Origin of the sequence: Salinactinospora qingdaonensis, from assembly GCF_039539445.1 — a bacterium.
GTDB classification, from domain to species: Bacteria; Actinomycetota; Actinomycetes; order Streptosporangiales; family Streptosporangiaceae; genus Salinactinospora; species Salinactinospora qingdaonensis.
In genome coordinates, this window is the sequence record NZ_BAABDD010000004.1 from 266828 (window position 1) to 286761 (window position 19934).

Sequence of the window (19934 nt, forward strand, 5' to 3'; positions counted from 1 at the left end):
GCCCATACGCCGCGACCGCGCCGCGCGCTGTACCTCCCTGCCGACACTCCGCCGCGCTCAGCGCAGCAGCGGGTCGCGGGGCAGGCCCAGCATCCGCTCGGCGATCTGGTTCCGGATGACCTCGGAGGTGCCTCCCGCCACGGTCAGCGCACGGTTGAACAGGTAGGCCCGAGACAGGCCAGGGATCTGGTCGGTCACGGCCCTCGTCCCGGCGATCTCCATTGCCAGGGCCGCCACCCGCTGGTCGTGCTCGGCTTCGATCAGCTTGGTCACGGCGCCTCCGGCCCCGGCGCCGGCGCCTTCGAGGGCCACGGCGGCTCGGTGGGCGTTGACCAGCCGGGCCGTCTGCTCGGCGGCGATCAGCGAGCCGATCTCCTCCTCCCAACCGGTGGCGCCCCCGGGAGCTACCTGATCGGCGATGTCGAGCAGGGAAAACGCGGAGACGTCGGATACGCCGCCGCCTCCCACCGCCACCCTCTCGTTTCCCAGGGTGGCCCGTGCCACGCTCCAGCCCTCGCCGACCTCCCCGATGACGTCAGCGTCGGAAACGAAGACCCCCTCCAGCGACACTTCCGCGAACCGCGCTTCGCCGGTCAGCTCGCGCAGCGGCCGTACCGTGACGTTCTCGGCTCGCAGGTCGATCGCCATGACCGTGAGGCCGGCGTGCTTGCGCTGCCCGGTCCCGGTGCGCACCGTGGCCAACCCCATATCGCTCTCGGCGGCCCCGGTCGTCCACACCTTCTGTCCCGTCACCAGCCAGCCGCCCGCCGCGCGGTGGGCCCGTGTCGTCACGGCCGCCGCATCCGAGCCCGCTTCGGGCTCGCTGAACAGTTGGCACCAGGTCAGCCTCCCCTCCAAGGCAGGCATGACCCAACGCTCGCACTGTTCGCGGGTGCCGTGCTCGACGATGGTGCGGACCACCCATCCGGTGACTCCGAGCGTGGGCGTCGCCACGCCGGCGAACTCCTCTTCGATGACGAGCTGTTGGGCCGGGTCGGCCGCCAGTCCCCACGGTCGCGGCCAGTGCGGCACCAGGAAGCCGGAGCGTGCCAGCTCCTCGCGCTGTCGCTCCGGCGCCAGCTCGCGCACCCGCCGCGCCGCCTCGGCGGCCTCGGGGCGGTGACGCTCGGCGCGGGCCGGGAGGTCGACGCGCACCCGCCGCCGCAGCCCCGTGCGGGTCGCCGCCGCGATCTCCCCTGCCGTGGCTCCCCCCGCGGCCACGACGGCGGCGAGGGCGCGGCAGCGGCGCGCGTACAGGTGCGCGTCGTGTTCCCAGGAGCAGCCGATCCCGCCGTGGACCTGAATGTTGCCCTCGGCGTTGGCGATGGCGGCCGGCAATGCCGTCTCCGCCGCGATCGCGGCGGCCAGCCCTGCGGTCGGATCGTCGGCGGAGGGCCTGGCCGCGTCCCACGCTGCCGCGGTGGCTCGCCAGGCCGCCACGAGCATGTCGGCGCAGCGGTGCTTGACCGCCTGGAAGGTGCCGATGGGACGGCCGAACTGGACCCGCTCCCCGGCGTAGCCGGCCGCCATCTCGGCGCAGGCGTGGGCGCTGCCGGCGGCCTCGGCGGCGGCCAGCGTCCGCAGCAGGCGGGCGGCCACCGGTCTGCCATCGGCGATGACGGCGCTCGGGTCGACCGCGACCCCCGCGCACGTGACGCGCGTCAGCCGCCGGGTGGGGTCGAGCCCCGGCGGTGTTTCCCGGTGGAGGCCGGCGGCGTCGGCGGGCACGATCGCCAGGTCTTGGCCCACCGGGAGCAGCAGCACCCGCGCCTGCCCGGCGCCCAGCACGTCCACCGTTCCGTCGAGCACGTCCACCGTTCCGTCGAGCACGCCCGCCGTTTCCCAAGTGAGCGCCGCAACGCCGGGGGCGTGGAGTGTGTTCACCGCGACGGCGCCGAGCGTGGTGCCCGCCGCCAGCCCGGGAAGCAGCTCTCCGCATTGCTGCGACGATCCCGCCTCGGCGAGCACACTGGCGGCCAGCACGGTGGGCAGGAACGGTCCCGGGGTGAGGCAGCGTCCCATCTCCTCGGCCAGGATGGCCAGTTCGGGCAGACCACCGCCCTGTCCCCCGTACTCTTCGGGGACCGCGAGGCCGAGCCAGCCCAGGTCCGCCAACTCGTCCCACAGGTCGGGCAGCTCCTCGGTCGCGGTGTCGAGCGAATCGCGAGCCGGGGCGAGGCCGCCCCGAGCGCGAAGGAACTCCCGCGCCACACCGGCGAGCGCACGCTGCTCCTCGGTGATCGCCAGGGCCATGGGCACTCCTCGGTCGTCGCGGGGCCGGCATAGGTCATCGTAGGCCGCCGGCCAACCGGCGATCCCTGCCGGCGGGACGATCCGTTCGGTGCCGTCAGGCCAGCCGGGGTGGGAATCCGCCCGTGGCCACCGGTCCCCAGGTGCGGGGAGCGATCCGCAGCAGTGACTTGCCCTGGTGGCGCATAGCGGCGCGGTACTCGTCCCAGTCGGGGTGCTCCCCGGAGATGGCGCGGTAGTACTCCACTAGCGGCTCGATCGCCTCGGGGATGTCGAGAACCTCCGCGCTGCCGTCGACCTGCACCCACGGGCCGTCGAACTCGTCGGAGAGCACGAGGATACTCACGTTGGGGTTGCGCCGCGCGTTGCGGGTCTTGGCCCGTTCCGGGTAAGTCGACACCACGATGCGGCCGATCCGGTCGACGCCGCACGTCACTGGTGAGGCCTGTGGACTGTTGTCAGCGCGGGCGGTGATCAGTATGGCCCGATGGCGGGGACGGATGAACTCCAGAAGCTCGTCACTGGTCACCTTTTCGGCCGTCGCGATCCGTGGGCTCATAGCTTCACCCTATGCCCGCCCTCCCGAGGCACCATCAGTGGATTCACCGGGGAAAGGCCAAGACCAGGTAACATCGCGGCGCCCGTGGCTTCCGGCGGCAAGCGGCGCTCGGCGGACTCGGCGGCCGTGGCCGGCTCCTCACCTGCGGGTTCTACGGTCGCTCCCGCGATGAGCTGCCATGGCCAGGGATGTTTCTCTGGGGGCAAGCGGGGTGGGTGGTGTTGGCTCGTGTTTTGGTCGTTGTGTGGTCTCGGTGGTTGTGGCGAGTGGCTCTTAGACGGGGTGTGGGCGGGGGTCTGTTGCTTGCCGGGGGCGGGGAGGGTGCTGTTCGCTCGTGCCTCGATCGCTTCGCGATCTCGGCAGCTTTAAGGGGGCGCTGTGGTTGGGGCGGGCGGCCCCGGGGTGAGGTGGCGTCGTTTCGTTTCGGACGGATCGCATGTAATGCCTCCAGGGGGTGAGGCGGCGTCGCTTCGGCGTGGTGTCGCCTTCCCCCGAGCCTCGCCGGGATCTCGCTCTCCCCTGGAGTGGCGCTTCCCTCCCGAACGTCGCTGTCGCACGGGGTATCGCTGTTGCGGGGGATACGGCGGTGGGCGGCGGTCTCTGCGGAGGTAGTGCCAGAGGGCACCCCGGAAGGTGTTGAGCCGCGGCACTTCCCGGTCTCAGTCTGTCTGTTGTGGTGCTCGTCTACCGTGTCCACAGTCCACGCCAGGCTGCCGAGATCGCGAAGCGATCGAGGCACGAGCGATGGGAAACCCCGCATGCTCTCCTCAGGCCAAAGCCACCCCCGCCGCACCCCCGGGGAGTGGGCGGGGCAGCGGCGGCGGTTCATGACGAAACCCCGGGTTTCCCGGTTTTCTGGGAAACTTTGGAAAGTCGATGCTGCGGTGACATGCGCGGCCCGGCGGTTCCCGGCTCGCGGCGCGCGCCACGGAAAATGCGGTACACCCGCGCGCTATGAATTGGAATAGTGCTGGTAAAGCCCCTCATAAGCGCTCTTTCGCTGGAAAAACCCAGCATGGAGGGACGCCACGAAAGACGCTGAAGGGAGACCTCTCATGACGACCGCAGCCCAGATCATGCACCAGGGCGCCGAGTGCGTCGAAGAGCACGCAGCCATCACCGAAGCCTCGCGCATGATGCGGGATCTTGGCGTTGGTGCGCTGCCCATATGTGGCGACGACAACCGGCTGCACGGAATCCTGACCGACCGCGACATCGTCGTGAAGTGCCTCGCCGAGGGGAAGGACCCTGCGCAGTGCCAAGCCGGTGAGCTGGCTGCCGGCAAACCGTTCTACGTCGACGCCGAAGCCGACATCCAGGACGTGTTGCAGCAGATGACACAGCACCGCGTCAAGCGGATTCCGGTCATCCAGGAACACCGGCTGGTCGGCATCATCAGCGAAGCCGATCTCGCGCGCAACCTCCCGGAGGACCAACTGGGCCACCTGGTGGAGACCCTCAAGTCCGGCCCTGCCGACCGCGTCTCCTGACCACCCTGTTTCCGACGAGGCGGTGGGGGCTCCGCGACGCAGCGGCCCCCACCACGCGCCCGCACCCGGTATTTCGGCCGGCCCTGTGGGAGCGATCGGCACATCCCCACCCACGCCATCCCACCCCCGCCTGGGCGCCGGGATAGGCGGCGCCCAGGCAGGGGGATCGAGCCGCAGCGGCGGCGCGCGGGGCGCGGGGCGCGCCGTGGAGCGTGGGGCGGCGCCGGTGGCGCCTCTGGCCACCACCGCCCGCCTCGGCGTGCTCCAACGGAGCGGATCGGCGGTTGCTGTGCCGGCCGGGCCGCAGCGGCGGCCGGGAGCAGCACAGCGCGGGCCGGAAAGTCCCACTCGACTCTCCCTGGTTCCCGTCGCGCCGTCCGTGTCGTGGTCCCGCGCCGTCGTCTTGGGGACGCATCCGACGTGGCCGGCGCTGCTCGCCCCACACGTTCCACTGGCGGGCGGGAGTACGATCGCGCCATAGGCAGCCGCCAACCGGGATCGGAGGTCCCATGACCACCGCGCAGCGTCCGCTCGTCATCGCCTTCGACGTAGTCGAGACCCTGTTTCCGCTGGAGCCGCTGCGCCCCCGCTTCCGGGAGGCGGGACTGCCGGAAGCGACGGTGCGCCACTGGTTCGACCGGATGCTGCGCGACGGGTTCGCCCTGGCCGCGGCGGGCGGCTACCGCTCCTTCCCCGACCTCGCCACCGACGTGCTACGGGAGATCAGCGGACACCAAGTGCCACACGCGACCGCGGTCGAACTAGTGGCGGCGATCGCGACACTGGACCCACGGCCCGACGCCGAGCCGGCGCTGCGGCGGGCCAGTGCCGCGGGCCGCGCCATCACCATCACCAACGGCACCGCCACCACCACGGACACGCTGCTACGGCGAGGCGGTCTCCGGGAGCACGTGGAGCGCGTGGTCTCGGTCGAGGAGGTCGGCCGTTGGAAACCAGCGCCCGACGTCTACCACCACGCCGCCACCACCTGCGGTGTGGCCTCCGACCGCATGGCGCTGGTGGCCGCCCACGGCTGGGATATCCACGGAGCCCACCGCGCCGGATGGGTGACGGGCTGGTCCCGTCACCTTGAGGGCGAGTTCTCCGCGGCCTTCGCCGCTGCCGACGTCACCGGCTCCGGTCTGGAGGAGGTCGTCGACGCCCTCCTGGCGCTAACGGAATAGTCCCTTCCCGCCGAGGGTGTCGCCCAGTTCTCGACGCTGGACCAGGACAGCGGCGAGGTAGTGCGCCAGGGTCGCCACCGTGGTGAGATCCCAGATCAGGGTGGGGTCGATCGCAAGTTCGAAATGGTCGGCGATGTCGCCGCATAGCGAGAACGTGTACACCGACTCCAGGCCGTACTCGGCCAGCGGCACCTCCACGTCGATCTCGGCGGCGCCGCACTGGGCGTAGTAGGCGACGCGCCTGACCAGCCACCCCCGCACCTGCTCCAGTAAGGGGGTGCTCGGCGCCATACTCGCCTGGGGTCCACTCGTCAACTTCCGCCCTTTCTCGACGGACGCGGCCCGGGCACCCGCCCGTAGGTGTCGGCGGCGCTGCGCTCACCCCGGCACCTCCCGCCCGGTCAGGTCGAACAGCCGGCCATCGTCGTGACGCCGCACAGCCGAACGGAACATCGACTCCTCCAGCCCTCTGGTCTCCTCGCGCGTAGTCACTTTGCCGCCCAGGCGCCGGTTCAGCCGGTCCAGCGCCGCCGTCACCCACGTCTCGTCACAGGCAAACGGCACTCCGTGACCGCTGCCGTGCCACCAGATCCCCAGGCAGCAGGCGGCGGCCAACACCAGGGTGTAGCGTTCGACCACCGCGTGAGCCGCGGGCGAGGCGTCCAAGCTGAGGTCTTTGGGCGCCAGTTCGACGCATTGGGCACGCAACAGCACCAGTTCGTCGCGGAACCGGTCGGCCAGCCGACCCAAGGGGCTGGCTCCGGCGTAGTGTTCGCTGATGTCCACCAGGGCCGCGCACAGGCTGTCGCTGCCGGGTGCCCCGGTCACCAGGCCCGAGAACCGCAGCGGTGCCAGGTCACCGCCCACCCAGAACAGTTCCGGCAGTGCCGTCCCGTTGAACCACGCCCGCCGTGCCAGCCGGGGCAGTTGGGGCAGGATCGTGGCCCGGCAGGCATCCCGTGAGGCGTGGCCGAACTCGGCCGGTGCCAGGTCCCGGGCGAGTTTCTCGAAGATTGCATACCGCCCCTCGCGCAGATGGGAGTGGGCGCCCAGTACCGTACTCAGTTCGGCCATAGCGTCCATGAGCACCCGCGGCGCCAGGTATTTCACCGCCGAGGCGAGCACCCCGGTCTCCCCAGGCAGCAGGTGAAGCGCGCGGGCTGCCACCGAACTGAACGCATCGACCACGAGCAGGTCGGTGAACGCTCGGCCGATGACCGCCCGCACATAGGGCAGGTCGGTCGCCGCGCCGCCGTAGCGCCGGCGCTCTCGCACATAGGACAGCGCGGTGCGCAGCCCGGTGTCGAGGATGCCCACCGACGCCCCCGGTAGGGCGCTGCGGGTGATCTGGAACGAGCGCAGCGCGGTCTCGACTCCCTGACCGGGCTCGCCGATCAGGCTCTCCCCGGGGATGCGGTAGTTGGTGAACTCGGCGCCGTCAAGCCGGACCCCCCGCATGCCAGAGCTGGGCGAACGCGGCAGATAGCGCACCCGCCCCTGCGCGGCGGTGGGTTTGGGCACAAAGAACTGTCCGTGGTTGCGGCTGCCGAGACCGGGGCGCGTTCGAGCGAAGATCACCATGGCGTCGGCACGCCGCACGTCCGTCACCAGGTCCTTACGGCCGTTGAGCAGCCAGCCGGCACCGTTGGATGTGGCGGAGAAGTTCACGCTCGACAGATCGTTGTCGTGTCCGAACTCGTGGTACACCGGCGCAACCCGCCGGTTGGCCAGCAGCAGGTTGGCGACCGCGCTGCGCTGGCTGGAGTCACCGGCGGTCCACGCGCTGACCGCGGCGATGAAGGAGCTGAGCCCGTGTCCCAGCCCCAGGCACGGGTCGCGCCGCCATACGGTGCGCAGTACTTCGATGAGCCGGTCCATACGCGCGAACCGGCCGCCCAGCGCGACCGGAACGAACTCGGCGTTGAAGCCGTAACGGTCGAGGATGGCTTCCCCGGCCGCCGACATCTCTGCGCGCTCGTCGGCGGCGAGGAACTCGACGAAGCCCGCGGGGTTGTCCTTGTCCCACGGGTCTCCCAGGGCGCGGTCGAGTTCGGTGACGCCGGGCCCGGGAGCAACGGGTTCGGGCATGCGCAGGGTTTCCCACGGTTGGCGGATGAGCGGTCCCGAGTCAGCGCGCATGGGTGGTCTCCTTCCACAGCAGGGGAGCGCGCGTTCCGGTGGTGCGGCCGGGAAACAGCGTCACGGCGCCGCCGGTCGTTGCCAGCAGGTCAACGAAACGCTCCAGGGAGTCGGCCGGTTCTGTGGCCGGTGACCCGCTGGCGATGCGCCATGCCGATCCCTCGTCGGCGTGGCCGAGCCGGCTCAGGAGTTCGCGCAGGACCACCTGTAGCCATAGCGCGTCATCCCACAGTTCCGCGGCCGGCTGCGGGGCGGCAGGGTGGTCCGCGGCGTTGGCCACCCACAGGTGCAGGCAGGCCGCGGCGGCGAAGCACAGTTCGTAGTCGGCAGCCACCTCGTAGTCGGCGGCCATGGGCCGCACAGCGGGACGGGTCTCCCGCATCCGTTCATGGACGGCTTTTGTCGCGGTGAGCACCGCTCGCGCGGCGCGGGCGAGGTCACGGGGGGCGAGCCCTCGGGAGACGGCTTGGGTGACCTGCTCAACCACGGTGGGCAGGCTCTGTACGACGCTGCACCCATCCGTGGACAGCACCTGGAGCTTCTCGGTGTCCAGGGGTGGGGGCGGGGTGGTCACGTGGCTCGCCTGGCTCAGTCCGGCGGAGTCGACGATCCCTTCGGTATAGCCCCGCGTCAGGCGGGGAAACTGGTTGATCACAGCGTTGCGGTTCACCACGGCGCTGCCGTCGAAGATGGTGACCACCCGGTGGTCGCGCTGGACCTTCTGGAAGGCCCCCTCCGCGTAGCTCTCGGCGAGGAACGACTGAGTGCCGAGCAGTTCGGCGAGCTCTGCGAGCATCTCCTCGACCAGGCTCGGGATCAGTGCTTTGACCACGGCCGAGACGACGCTCATCTCGCCGGTGAGCGCGTGCACGCAGCGACTGGCGACGATCGCGGTGGCCTCAGCGGTCAGGAGGAGTGCTGCCGTGCGCGCCAGCGTGTCACGTACATGGGGGCGTTCGATCAGTGACCGGTCTCGCTTAAGGCGCTCGGTGGCGAACCGGGTGGCTAGCTGCAAGGCCTGATCTCCGGCTCCCAGGGACAGCGCGGTGCACATCGTCCGCGTGAGCTGGAAACCTCGGAGTACGGTCTCGGCGCCCGAGCCGGGCGGCCCCACGAGAGCGTCGCGGCCGACCGGGGCGGACTCGAACGCGATACCGCTGACGTCGGCGCCGCGGATGCCGTGGGTGCGCACTTTGGGCAGCAGCCGGTAGCTGTCCGCCGGCAGGCTCGACCTGTCCACGAGGAACAGGCTGTGGCCGTGCTCATTGTCCGTCCCATCGGTGCGGGTCAACACGCACAGGTACGACCCTTGGGAGGCGTTGGTGATCAGCCATTTCTTTCCCGATATGCGGTAACCCGATCCGTCGGGCGAGGCCATGACCTTGCTGGCAAACAGGTCAGAGCCGTGATCGGGTTCGGTGAGCGCCCAGCTCACTCGGCGTCCGGCCATGATCTCCGAGCCCAGTCGGCGCGCTTGGTCTCGGTCACCGGCGAGCCACACCGACACCGCGCCCAGGTAGGTCTTGGCGTGGACCACCGCGACCGTGAGGTCCCGACGCGCCAGAGTCCGCCATATGTACAGCAGGTCCTCGTAGTCGTTCAGCCGGCCACCGAGAGAGCTGGGAATGTAGTACGAGGGAAGTTCAAGGGCGTCGAGGTGGCGGCAGATCGCGTGTGGGAACTCCTCGCTGCGGTCCAGCTCGGCGCAGTGCGCCCGCGAGAAGCTTCCCGTGCGGTCGGCCGGGTCGCCCAGTCGGGCGTCCAGCGTGGCGGCGAGGTTGGCCGGCGGATAGTCGAGTACGGCGCTCATGACGCGTCCTCGGACGGGAGCACAGCGGCCCCGGCGATGGCGGTGGTGGCCCGCAACCGCTGGCTGTGGCGGTGCAACACTGCGGGCGGAGGTACAGAGCAGCGGGGTGGAATTTTTTCAGCGAACACCTCACTGAAATTCCTACGGCTAATGGCAGTGGAACTCATATCACTGTTCCTTGGACGGCTCGACGACGACCGTCTTCGACGATTTCGATTATATTTCTACTTGTTGGTATACCGGTTTACTTTTTCATGTTTATTTCTCTTTCGTCTGAGGAGTGATCGTCTATCGATATTCATTTTTTCTTCCGATTTTAGAGAGAGGGTTGGCTTGTGGTCGGCGGCTGGGGGTGTTGGGGCTGGGGAGGTTCGTACTGTCCTTATGGGAGCTCTGTGTCTCGTCGTGCATAGAGGAGTGTCAAGCTGGCCAGGTATTTTAGTGCTTGATCGACATGCCCCTCCTACGGCGGGGCATGCGAAACCCCGACGTAGTCCGTGGTTGGTCTACCGAATATTAAGGCCACCAACAGCGTTGAAACTAACCGGAGAGCACATCCTAGTCAAGGTTGCGAAAGCCTTTGAAAACATCTAGGTAAACCGGTTTCGTTCTTAGGTCGGTTGTGGTGGCTCTCCCTGCTTCCTGTAGTGGGCTTTTGGCCGTTTCCGGCCACCCCGTCTCGGGCGAGATGACCGAGACGGCAGTAGGAAGGCCCTCCCCTTCCCCGTCATTTCCGGTCCCACAGTTCGGGGTGCGGCGAGCAGCCGGTCGCTCCCCTGCTAGCCGTCTCGCATGGATCGTCACCGTCCATCGGTCGGCGGGGTGGTCGGCGCTGAGACACCTATCTCCGGTCCCCCGCTCGCCCCTTCCCGCGCCGCCCGCTCCCTCCCCGGCCCACAGTGGCCTACCGGGAAAAGGGGCCACTTCCGTTTCCGCTGTTCTCGCGAACCACTGACAAAACGGTTCTTCGGCCTCCCAGGTGAGCGGGGGCTGACCCCACTAATGGACAAAAGAACCACCCGGTTAAGGTCAGCTCTTATTGGACGTTACCTCCCCGAAACTTGCGGAAAGCGACTTTCCAAACGAGGAAATTCCTGGTATGAGGTTTCATGTCCTCACGCGGGTGCAGATCGCCGGCGGGGCTCTCTTCTGTCCTGGACTGGGAGGGTGTTACGTTCATCACCACCTGTTCGGGAGCGCTCCCATCCCGTGTTCTGGTGCGACAAAAGCGCCGGGGGACGGGAGGCTTCGCAGGCCAGAAAGGAGAAACTCACATGGCACGTAACCGTGACCATCGAGCCAAGCCCGCGGGGACGCGGCGCTGGCTTAGCGCGCTGATCGCCACGGCGACCGGTGCGGCCACGCTCATGATCCCCTCGACCGCCCACGCGGACCCGTTGGCCGACCACGCCAGCAGCCAAGGCTTCGAGATCGGCGCCGCGCTCGCCGTCGACCATCTCAACAACGACAGCCAGTTCGCCAACCTGGCCGCCACCGAGTTCAACGCCTCCACGGCAGAGAACACCATGAAGTGGGAGTCGGTGCAGCCCTCACAGGGCAACTTCGACTGGAGTGGCGCCGACCAGTACATCGACTTCGCCCGCAACAACGGCCACGCGATCCGCGGCCACACGCTCGTGTGGCACAGCCAGCTCCCGTCCTGGGTCTCCAACGGCAACTTCAGCTCCAGTGAGCTGACCAACGTCATGGAGAACCACATCGACGCCGTGGCCGGCCGCTACTCCAATGACGTCAAGTACTGGGACGTGGCCAACGAGATCTTCCTCGGCGACGGCTCCTGGCGCCAGTCGGTCTTCTACCAGACCATCGGTGAGGACTTCGTCGCCCAGGCGCTGCGCGCGGCCAACGAGGCCGACCCCGACGCCAAGCTGTACCTGAACGACTACAGCATCGACGGCATCAACGCCAAGAGCGACGCCTACTACAACCTGGCCCAGGACCTGCTGGCCCAGGGCGTGCCGCTCGACGGCATCGGCCTACAGGCCCACCTGATCAACGGCCAGGTCCCCGGCGACATGCAGCAGAACATCCAGCGCTTCGTCGACCTGGGCCTGGAAGTGGCGATCACCGAGCTGGACGTGCGCATCGACATGCCGGCCAGCGACAGCGAGTTGCAGCAGCAGGCCCAGGACTACCGCGAGGTCTTCAACAACTGCCTGGCGGTCTCGGGCTGCGTCGGCGTCACCGTCTGGGGCATCACCGACCAGTACTCCTGGGTGCCCGACACCTTCGACGGCCAAGGCGCGCCGCTGCTGTTCGACAACAACTACAACCCCAAGCCCGCCTACGACGCGGTCCACGATGTCCTCGACAGCGGCACCAACCCCGACGACACCCAGGCGCCCACCACGCCGGGTCAGCCTTCGGCCAGCAACGTCGGCGCCAACAGCGTGGACCTGTCCTGGTCGCCCTCCAGCGACAACGTCGGCGTGACCGAGTACGCCGTCTACAGCGGCGGCTCCCAGGTGGCCACCACCTCCTCGACCTCCACCACCGTCACCGGCCTGAACCCCAACACCCAGTACACCTTCCAGGTGCAGGCCAGCGACGCCGCGGGCAACACCTCCTCGTTGTCCCCCGGTGTCACCGTAACCACTGAGGACGGCTCCACCCCGCCGCCCACCGGTGACTGCGAGGTCTCCTACAACGCCGCCAACGAGTGGAACAACGGCTTCACCGGCAACATCGAGATCACGCCCGGTAGCTCGGTCAGCGGCTGGGAGTTGCAGTTCGACTTCCCCAACGGTCAGCAGCTCACCAACGGCTGGTCGGGCGACTGGAGCCAGTCCGGTTCCACCGTCACGGTGACCAACGCCCCCTGGAACGGCAACCTTGCCGCCGGCCAGTCGGTCAGCGTCGGCTTCAACGCCTCCCACAACGGGACCAATGACGAGCCCAGCTCCTTCAGCCTCAACGGTGAGAGCTGCACCGTCTCCTAACGCCGGGTCCTAAGACCTAGAGCCCGGCTCTTACCCACCGGCCCCACCCATACGTTGTCCCCGACCGCCGCCGCTGGTCGTCCGGCCGATCGTCATCCCCCAGGTTGGCCGGCCCACCGGCGGCGGCCCTCCCCCAGGCAGGCTCTCCGATCCCCCCTTCCGCAGCCCTGTGGGAGCCCGCCGACCACGGGAGGGCACAGGCGCAGTGAGAAAGGCCCGCCCCGGTGAGATCTCACCGGGGCGGGCATTGTCGACTGCGAACGGCAGTGGTGCTACACCACGATGCGCATCGGCTGCTCAAGGACCTCGGCGAGCTCCTTGAGGAACGCCGCACCGACCGCGCCGTCCACAGCGCGGTGGTCCACCGACAGCTCCAAGGCGATGGTGTGGCGGGCGACGATCTCGCCGTCGCGCACCACCGGCTCCTGGCGCATCGCCCCCACCGCCAAAATGGCGGCCTCTGGCGGGTTGATGACGGCGGCGAAGCTATCGACGCCCAGCATGCCCATGTTGCTGACGCTGAACGTGCCGCCGCTCATCTCCTGCGGCTTGAGCTTGCCGTCGCGGGCCTTGCCCGCAAGCTCGCGGCTGCGTTCGGCGATCTCTGAGACCGGCAGCTTGTCGGCGTCGTGCACAACGGGCACGACCAGCCCGGCGTCGACCGCCACCGCCACACCGATGTTGATCCGGTTGTGGTGCAGCATCGTGTCGTTGACCCACGAGGAGTTGACCTGGGGGTGGCGCCGTAGCACCGTCGCCGCGGCCTTGACGATCAGATCGTTGAAGCTGACCTTGCTGCCGGTGCCCTCCAACTGCGCGTTGATCTGGGAGCGGAACTCCCGCAGTGCCTCGGCGTCGATCGTGCGGCGCAGGTAGAAGTGCGGGACTCCCTGCTTGACCTCCGAGAGCCGCCGAGCGGTGACCCGGCGGATGTTGGAGACCGGCACCTCTTCGGAGTCGCGGCCGTCCTCGACCGGCTGCTGGGCCGCAGGCGCCGCGGGGGCAGCGGCTGCCGGAGCCGGCGCCACAGCGGGCTGCTCCTCGCGCTGTTTGGCGGCTTCCTCGATGTCGGCGCGCACGACCCGCCCCTTGGGGCCCGAGCCCGGGATCTGCTCGATGTCGAGCCCGTACTCCTTGGCCAACCGCCGTGCCAGCGGGGAGGTACGCGGGCGCGGGGCGCCGTCGCCGGCGGGCGCGCTCGGTGCGGCGGTCTCGGCCGCCGACTCGGCCGGCTGCGTCGGTGCGCCCTGCTGGGGTTGGGCCTCCTGCGCGGCAGCGCCTTCTTGCGCCGGGGCCGCGGCCTCCGTGTCGCGCTTGGGCGGGGTGGCGTCGGGACTGTCGCCCAGCACGCCGATCACGGCACCGATCGGCACCGTGTCGCCCTCGCTGACGGATTGCTCGATGAGGTAGCCCTCGTCGTAGGCCTCATATTCCATCACGGCCTTGTCGGTCTCGATCTCCATGAGGACATCGCCAGGGGATACCTTGTCACCGACCTGTTTGGCCCAGGAGCTGATGACGCCTTCCTCCATGGTGTCGGAGAGGCGCGGCATGTAGATCTCAGTCATGGTTGAGCATTCCCCTCATCAACCGACCCGCCGGCCGACGGCGCGCAGGGTCTCGTGGACGGCTGTGGTCAGCGACTCGGCCGATGGCAGAGCTGCCGTCTCCAGCGGTTTGGCGTAGGGCAGCGGAACCTCGGCCATGGCGACCCGGCGCACTGGCGCGTCCAGCCAATCGAACGCGCCCTCCTGAATGGTGGCGGCGATCTCGGCGCCGATGCCGTACGTCAGCCAGTCGTCCTCGGCGACCACTGCGCTGCCGGTCTTGCTAACCGACTCCACGATCGTCTCACGGTCGAGCGGGCGCAGGCTGCGCAAGTCGATGACCTCGGCATTGATTCCCTCGTCGGCCAGGTTCTCCGCGACTTGGGAGGCGATCATGGCCATGCGGGAGTAGCCGATGATCGTGATGTCGTTGCCTTCGCGGGTGACGGCCGCACGGCCGATCTCGGCCACGCTGTCGTCGTCATCGGGCACCTCGCCCTTGCTGTTGTACAGCCCCAGGTTCTCCAGCAGCAGCACCGGGTCGTTGTCGCGGATGGCCGCGCGCAACATGGCGGCGGCGTCGGCGGGGGTACTGGGCGCGATCACCTTCAGCCCGGGGACGAAGGAGTAGTACAGCTCGATGTTTTGTGAGTGCGTGGCGCCGAGCTGCTGGCCGCCGCCGCCCGGGGTGCGGATGACCATGGGGACGCTGTTCTGACCGCCGAACATGCCGTAGATCTTGGCGGCGTGGTTGACGATCTGGTCCAGCGCCAGCAGCGAGAAGTTGATCGTCATGACCTCGACGACGGGGCGCAGGCCCAACATGGACGCCCCGATCGCGGCTCCGACGAAGCCCTCCTCGGCGATGGGCGTGTCGCGGACCCGGCGCTCGCCGAATTCCTTCAACAGCCCTTCGGTGATCTTGTAGGAGCCTTCGAAAACACCGATCTCCTCGCCCATGGCGAAGACGTTCTCGTCGCGGTGCATCTCGGCGCGCAGCGTGTCGCGCAGCGCCTGACGGTAGGTGATGACAGACATGGACCCGCTCCTTAACTACTCGGCGAACACCGGGTCGGCGGGCATGCGGCGCGACTCGTTCGCCACGGGGGTGGCGTAGGTGTAGTCGAACAGGGTCGACACGTCGGGGTGGGGACTGTTCTCCGCAAACTCGGCGGCGTCGTTGACCTCGGCGCGCACGGAGTCCTGGATCTCCTTCTTGGCGTCCTCGGTGAGCACGCCGGCCGCTTCCAGTTCGCTTTCGAACTTGGCCACCGGGTCGTTGGAACGGGCTTCCTCCGCCTCTTCCTTGGTGCGGTACTTGGCGGGGTCGACCACCGAATGGCCCTTCATGCGGTAGCTCATGGTCTCCAGCAGGAAGGGACGCTGCTCGGAGCGGGCGCGCTCGGTCAGGTCGGTGGCGGCGTCGCGGACCGCGAGGACGTCCCGGCCGTCGGCGCGCACCCCTTCGACGCGGTAGGCCGAGCCGCGCTTGTACAGCTCCGGTTCCGCCGACGCGCGTTCGACTGTGGTGCCCATACCCGTGTAATTGTTGATGACCACGAATACGATGGGGAGATCCCACAGGCTCGCGATGTTGAGGGACTCGTGGAACGCGCCGATGTTAGTGGTGCCGTCTCCCATCTGGCACATGACGACCTCGTCGCCGCCGCGGTACGAGACGGCCAGTGCCGCGCCGGTGGCCAGTGGAAGCTGCCCACCGACGATGCCGTAGCCGCCGAGCAGCCGCACCTCGGTGTCGAACATGTGCATCGAGCCGCCCCAGCCTTTGGAGACGCCCGTGCTGCGCCCGTACAGCTCGGCCATGACGCCGCGCGCGCTGATGCCCTTGGCCACGGCGTAGCCGTGCTCGCGGTAGTTGGTGAACAGGTAGTCGCGCTCGTGCAGCGCGGTCATCAGACCGACGATCGTGGCTTCTTCACCCAGGTTCAGGTGACAGTAACCGCCGATACGCGCCTGGGTGTAGGCCTGGGCCGTTCGTTCCTCGAATCGGCGTATGAGCAGCATGCGCCGGTAGTAGTCCAGCAGTGTGGCGGGCTGCTCGCTGGCGATGGTCGGCGCGGTGTCTTTTCGACTCCGCCGACGGCCGCCATTGCCCCTGGCGCCGCCGCTTTTCGACTTGGCCGTGTCAGCCATGGTCGTGCCTTTCTACGTGCGGGTCGGCCCCGGCCGGGCGGGTGGGCTCGGACGGGCCGGTGCCGAACCAGGCGGTCGTGCCTAGTGACGGCATTGGCGCCCGGGCTCAACGGGCGCTGGTTACGTGGCTGTCGATGTGACGTGTGTCGCGCATACTCTACGTACTGATCGATGATCGATCAATAAGACTTTAGGGCAGGTAGTGGAATATTCGCTCACATGTGGACATGTCCCCGATAGTGCGGCGGAGCCTGCCGGAGTCCCGGTGGCCGGATGCGGACTCACCCCACGGCGTCGCGCGTCTGGAGTGCCGCCCGTACGTAGTTGAGCACGTGGTCGCTGAGCATCCGTCCCACGTTGGGATCGCGGTTGCGGAACGCTTCGGCGATCTGGCGGTGATCGGCGGCCTTGGCGTGGAGTTCCATGTTGAGCCAGCGCACCGACAGCGCCGTCCAGACTTCCACGCCCAGTGACTCCCATGTGTGCAGCAACACACTGTTGTGTGCGGCACGTACGATCTCACGGTGGAAGTCCACGCTGTGCTTGATCTGCTCTTCCACATCGCCGCTGGTGGTGGCCTGCCGTAACGCCTCGACCTCGCGCTCCAGGGGGCGGGGGTTCTCCGCCAGCCGCGGCGCCGCCAGTTCGGCCGCCACCAACTCCAGTCCAGCGCGGACCGGATAGATTTCGGCCATATCGGCAACACCGAACGCGCGTACCCGCGCCCCCTTGTTCGGCACGGACTCGATTAGCCGCAGCGTCTCCAGTTCGCGGAGGGCCTCTCGCACCGGAGCTTGGCTGACATTGAGCTCAGCGGCCACACGGCGTTCGACGATACGTTCCCCAGGTTGCCACCGGCCCGCGAGCAGGCCGTCGACCAGGACGCGCCGGATCTGGTCGCGGAGTGGATTGCGGGCCAACCGGAACGAGTCATCTGGCCTCTCTGGGAGGTCCACCATCAACGGCCTTTCTGCTCTAGCGCACGGAACGGACGAGAAAGCTCATTGCAGAGTGCCATACCGAAGCTTGCCCGCTGACACGCGCTCGGAAGCCGCATCACGAAAGACTCACGCCGAGGTATCCACCGTGTGAATCTCAGGTGCCCGTGGCCTTAGCAATGGGAAAAGATCAAGGTGAAAACGAGCGTAACCAACGGGTCCTCCCCGGCTCTGGCAGCAGGGGGCGCTATGCTGCTGTGTCGGAAATGTTCGGAAAGGCTGGCTGCCCCAGTTCAGTTGATCCACCTGCGTCCCTGTCCATGACCATCTGGATCACGGCGGCGCCGCGCTCTGCGCGTGGCTCTACGGCCCACCACTACAGTCGGTGGTCGCCTAACAGCTTGACGAACACTTGAGTACTCTCCGGCTGCCGAGGGCGCGGTGCCCAATCGCGTCCACTCCCGACCTGACCGATGACTTGGACCACAGCACAATCAGCGGCGAGCCCGTCCCCCGTCACGCACGAACGTGCCCAAGGCCAACCCACACCACGTGAGACAGCACTGAGCACATGATGCACACAATGCGGATCAGGCCCGAGCTGCCCGAGAGAGCCGGGGCCCCCTTCCGTTCGACCCATAAGCTGTACGCACTAGCGGATCGTGTCCAGGAATGGCTACACGCCGTCGTGTACGAGGCCGCGCTGCGCCTTGAGCTGGCCCCCTACCGGCGGTCGTCGTCGGCCCCGCCGGTCACCTGGCCGAGCATGCGAGAGATCGCATGGGGGATGGCCTCAGATCGGGTGGCGATCCTACTGGCTGCCGCGCTGGCCGCCATGACGATGCTCTCCGCTGGGCCGTTGCAGCCCATCGACGAGTTCGCCAACACGTTGCCGCGTCCCTTCGAGGACGAGCTGCGGACCTTCCTGATCCTCTGGCCCGATACGGTCGCCTCCCGTTTCGTGGCGCTGCCCGTGCTGGGAGTGGTCGCTTTCCATCTCGCCTACTGGCACTACACCTGGCGCCCGATCGTTCTAGGTATTTGCGGCGTGACCGGCATGATCGGCCTGGTAGCGACGATGAAGCTGGTCCTGGCGCGCAGTCACCCCCGCACCGGCGATCCGTCGTTCCTTTCCCACGGCTCCGGCATCTCCTTCCCCTCGGGGCACGGCGCGAACGCGATCCTCATCTACGGGCTCGTGCTGTTCCTGATCTACCGCTATGCCGCCGCGCGGCCCCACATCATCCGTAACCTGGGTTACTGTGTGGTCGCGCTCGCCGCGTTGCAGACGGTCGTCTCCATCTACCTGCACTTCCACTGGCTCACCGATCTGCTCACCGGCATGGTTGCCGGCGGCTTTGCCCTACGGCTCACCATCCGCCTCGACGAACTGATCCCGCAGGGCAGGACCGCGCACTGGTGGCCGTTCAACCGGCATCCCGAGACGCACGCGCCCATCTTCACGCCGCGCTAGATGCCACCCACCAGCTCAGCAGAGACCCGGAGCCGGCCACCCCGGCCCGATCCCCCGCGCGCCGCCCGCCGCGTCGCGGGCCGACAAGGCGACGGCGACACGCTGCCGTGAGCACCGACGACGACACGCTGACACGGGAAGGGCGGGCGCCCGCAGCGGGCAAAGGGGTGAACGTGCGACTCGACACAACGGATCTGGCGCTCGTGGCCGAGTTGCAACAGGACGGGCGGCTGCCCTTCGAGACCCTGGCCAGCCGGGTCGGCCTGTCGCGCGCTGCCGTACGCTCCCGGATTCAGCGTATGACGGCGATGGGAGCGATCCGCATCACCGGGGTCGTGCACCCACATGTCCGCGAGATCACCGCCCGCGCCCACCTGTCGATCCACGTCGACACCCCGGCCGCGCCCCTGGCCGGCAAGCTCGCCGCGCTGGACAGCACCGAGACAGTCACCCTCACCGCGGGCCGGTTCCCCCTCCGGGCGGAGGTGGGGGGCGGCGACATGGACCACCTTGCCGAGGCGATCGAGCGAGTGCGGTCCCTGCCCGGCGTGCGCGAAGTCGACCCCCTCATCTACACCGAGGTCATGCGCGACCCCTACCAGCCGAGTACGCGCGAGCCGCCGCGTATGGCCCTCGACGATATCGACGGGCTGTTGCTGGCGGCGTTGGAACGCGACGGCCGCAGCTCGTTCGCGGAGTTGGCCACCGTGGTCGGACTGTCCCCAGGAGCGGTGCGCAGCCGGGTGCTGCGCATGCTGGAGGCGTCGGTGGTGCGCGTGGTCGCTCTGGCCGACCCGCGTTCCCTTGGGGTGCCGTGTGCGGGCGGGTTCGCGCTGCGGTGCGACAGCGGCGGGCGCCACGCCCTCGACGACATCGCGCAGTGGCCCGAACTCTGGTTCCTGGGGCGGTGCCTCGGGCGCGCCGACGCTATCGGCCATGTGGCCACCGGCTCTGCCGCCGACCTGCATGCCCTCTATGAACGGGTGCGCGCCCTCAGCGGCGTCCATGTCACCGAGACCTGGGTCGACCTGGAGCCGGTCAGGTACCGCTACCGTATCGCCACGGCCGACGCGGGCGGTTCCGCTGTCGCCAGGGAGCGGGGAGGAGGTCCCCCGGCGGAGTAGGAACCTCGGCGACCCGCGGCGCTGCTCAGCCGCCCCGGCACCACCGGCCGGACCCGGCGGCGGCATCGAGGCTGGCTGTCTAACCACACCGTCCGGTGGGTCCGATGCTGGTCTCCCCTGCGCCCCCACTACCCACACCGCGACCCACCTAGCGCTCCAAAACCCCAATTCCCCGCGGCCATACCGCCCGGCTCCGCCAGCGCGCTGGGGCGGTTTCCCTGCGTGGGGAGGCGACATAGCTCAGACGTAGCTCAACGGGGCACCGGCGCTCCGACTCTCGGTCGGACCGGACCCTCCGCTGAGGT

General features: G+C 68.6%; 14 protein-coding genes. 5 read left to right on the forward strand and 9 right to left on the reverse strand.

From position 1 onward, the window contains the following. Positions 1–57: 57 nt before the first annotated feature. Positions 58–2253 (reverse strand): acyl-CoA dehydrogenase, encoded by a 2196-nt coding sequence (locus tag ABD848_RS06590; protein WP_344968434.1) that lies wholly within the window; start codon positions 2251–2253, stop codon positions 58–60. Between the two features lie 94 nt (positions 2254–2347). Next, the gene (locus ABD848_RS06595; RefSeq protein ID WP_344968437.1) at positions 2348–2809 is read right to left on the reverse strand and encodes a PPOX class F420-dependent oxidoreductase; all 462 of its coding nucleotides are present in this window, start codon (positions 2807–2809) and stop codon (positions 2348–2350) included. A 1055-nt stretch (positions 2810–3864) separates the two neighbouring features. On the opposite strand from ABD848_RS06595, the gene ABD848_RS06600 reads away from it, so the two are divergent. Both ABD848_RS06600 and ABD848_RS06605 read left to right on the forward strand, forming a co-directional pair. Then, on the forward strand, positions 3865–4299 hold the full coding sequence (locus tag ABD848_RS06600; RefSeq protein ID WP_344968439.1) for a CBS domain-containing protein: 435 nt from the start codon (positions 3865–3867) through the stop codon (positions 4297–4299). A 509-nt stretch (positions 4300–4808) separates the two neighbouring features. Then, a complete protein-coding gene (locus ABD848_RS06605) occupies positions 4809–5483 on the forward strand; it encodes an HAD-IA family hydrolase (RefSeq protein WP_344968441.1) in 675 nt (224 codons plus the stop codon). Here the strand turns inward: ABD848_RS06605 and ABD848_RS06610 are convergent. The 3 genes from ABD848_RS06610 to ABD848_RS06620 form a co-directional block, all read right to left on the reverse strand. Continuing rightward, on the reverse strand, positions 5472–5798 hold the full coding sequence (locus ABD848_RS06610; RefSeq protein ID WP_344968443.1) for an acyl carrier protein: 327 nt from the start codon (positions 5796–5798) through the stop codon (positions 5472–5474). The genes ABD848_RS06605 and ABD848_RS06610 overlap by 12 nt on opposite strands. A gap of 63 nt (positions 5799–5861) precedes the next feature. Beyond that, on the reverse strand, positions 5862–7622 hold the full coding sequence (locus tag ABD848_RS06615; protein ID WP_344968445.1) for an acyl-CoA dehydrogenase: 1761 nt from the start codon (positions 7620–7622) through the stop codon (positions 5862–5864). Further along, positions 7612–9432, reverse strand: coding sequence for an acyl-CoA dehydrogenase family protein (locus ABD848_RS06620; protein WP_344968448.1), 1821 nt, complete (start codon positions 9430–9432; stop codon positions 7612–7614). Before ABD848_RS06620 ends, ABD848_RS06615 begins: the two co-directional genes overlap by 11 nt. Positions 9433–10706: 1274 nt before the next feature. Between ABD848_RS06620 and ABD848_RS06625 the strand changes: the two genes are divergently transcribed. Next, on the forward strand, positions 10707–12392 hold the full coding sequence (locus ABD848_RS06625) for an endo-1,4-beta-xylanase (protein WP_344968450.1): 1686 nt from the start codon (positions 10707–10709) through the stop codon (positions 12390–12392). A 272-nt stretch (positions 12393–12664) separates the two neighbouring features. Here ABD848_RS06625 and ABD848_RS06630 read toward each other — a convergent pair whose 3' ends face one another. The 4 genes from ABD848_RS06630 to ABD848_RS06645 form a co-directional block, all read right to left on the reverse strand. Further along, the gene (locus tag ABD848_RS06630) at positions 12665–13960 is read right to left on the reverse strand and encodes a dihydrolipoamide acetyltransferase family protein (RefSeq protein ID WP_344968453.1); all 1296 of its coding nucleotides are present in this window, start codon (positions 13958–13960) and stop codon (positions 12665–12667) included. Positions 13961–13978: 18 nt separating this feature from the next. Next, positions 13979–14977, reverse strand: a complete 999-nt coding sequence (locus ABD848_RS06635) for an alpha-ketoacid dehydrogenase subunit beta (protein WP_344968455.1) — start codon at positions 14975–14977, stop codon at positions 13979–13981. Between the two features lie 15 nt (positions 14978–14992). Next, positions 14993–16093, reverse strand: coding sequence for a pyruvate dehydrogenase (acetyl-transferring) E1 component subunit alpha (gene pdhA, locus ABD848_RS06640; RefSeq protein WP_344968457.1), 1101 nt, complete (start codon positions 16091–16093; stop codon positions 14993–14995). A 281-nt stretch (positions 16094–16374) separates the two neighbouring features. Beyond that, positions 16375–17052, reverse strand: coding sequence for a GntR family transcriptional regulator (locus tag ABD848_RS06645; RefSeq protein WP_344968459.1), 678 nt, complete (start codon positions 17050–17052; stop codon positions 16375–16377). A 745-nt stretch (positions 17053–17797) separates the two neighbouring features. Between ABD848_RS06645 and ABD848_RS06650 the strand changes: the two genes are divergently transcribed. Further along, the gene (locus ABD848_RS06650; RefSeq protein WP_344968524.1) at positions 17798–18505 is read left to right on the forward strand and encodes a phosphatase PAP2 family protein; all 708 of its coding nucleotides are present in this window, start codon (positions 17798–17800) and stop codon (positions 18503–18505) included. Between the two features lie 107 nt (positions 18506–18612). After that, entirely contained in the window at positions 18613–19629 is a 1017-nt protein-coding gene (locus ABD848_RS06655; protein WP_344968461.1) for an Lrp/AsnC family transcriptional regulator, read from the forward strand. Positions 19630–19934 lie beyond the last annotated feature (305 nt).